The 1101-nt window shown below is 69.8% G+C and carries 1 protein-coding gene and 1 pseudogene; both read left to right on the plus strand.

What is annotated here, in order from left to right:
- A pseudogene (locus tag IE318_RS44365) lies at positions 1-239 on the plus strand (ABC transporter ATP-binding protein); the annotation flags it as partial.
- Positions 226-1101, plus strand: an 876-nt coding sequence (locus IE318_RS44370; RefSeq protein ID WP_189908489.1) for an ABC transporter permease, incomplete at its 3' end; no start/stop codon positions are given. The pseudogene IE318_RS44365 and the gene IE318_RS44370, both read left to right, overlap by 14 nt.

The following is a 1101-nucleotide window of genomic DNA, read 5'->3' on the forward strand; positions in this document are numbered from 1 at the left end:
TGACCCGGATCTGGCAGGAGACCGGCGTGTCGGTGCTGTTCGTCACCCACAACGTCCGCGAAGCCGTCCGCCTGGCCGAGCGGGTGGTGCTGCTGTCCTCCCGCCCCGGGCGCATCGCCCGCCAGTGGAGGGTGGACATCGACCAGCCGCGCCGGATCGAGGACGCGCCCGTGGCACAGCTGTCCCTTGAGATCACCGAAGTACTGCGTGGGGAGATCCGCCGCCATGGCCGGCACTGAGACGAAGACGGCGCAGGGCGCCGAACTGGCCGGTGTCGAGGCCGGACTCGACGCACTGGAGGCCACCGACAGCGGCCGCACCCCCCTGCGGCACACCCTCGTGCACAAGATCCTCCCACCCCTCGTGGCGGTCGTGGTCGTCCTGGCCCTGTGGCAGGCACTGATCACCTTCGACATCGTCGACGACCCCACCAAACTGCCCTCACCCGCCGACGTCGGCGGCGAGTTCAAGAACGCCTGGCTCGAGGGCACCCTGCTCGGCTACATCTGGACCTCCGTCTCACGCGGCCTGCTCGGCTTCCTGTTCGCCCTGGCCATCGGCACCCCCCTGGGCCTGCTCGTCGCCCGGGTGAAATTCGTCCGCGCCGCCATCGGCCCGATCCTCTCCGGCCTGCAGTCCCTGCCGTCCGTGGCCTGGGTACCGCCCGCGGTGATCTGGCTCGGACTGAACAACTCGATGATGTACGCCGTCATCCTCCTCGGCGCGGTCCCCTCCATCGCCAACGGCCTGGTCTCCGGCATCGACCAGGTCCCCCCACTGTTCCTGCGCGCCGGCCGCACCATGGGCGCCACCGGCCTCAAGGGCGCCTGGCACATCGTCCTGCCCGCCGCCCTGCCCGGCTACCTCGCCGGCCTCAAACAAGGCTGGGCATTCTCCTGGCGCTCCCTGATGGCCGCGGAGATCATCGCCTCCTCCCCCGACCTCGGCATAGGCCTGGGCGCACTGCTGGAGAACGGCCGCAACGCCAGCTCCATGGCCATGGTCTTCCAGGCCATCATCCTCATCCTCTTCGTCGGCATCGCCATCGACCTGCTCATCTTCAGCCCCCTCGAACGCTGGGTCCTGCGCAGCCGCGGCCTG

Origin of the sequence: Streptomyces spiralis (assembly GCF_014654675.1) — a bacterium.
GTDB lineage: Bacteria > Actinomycetota > Actinomycetes > Streptomycetales > Streptomycetaceae > Streptomyces > Streptomyces spiralis.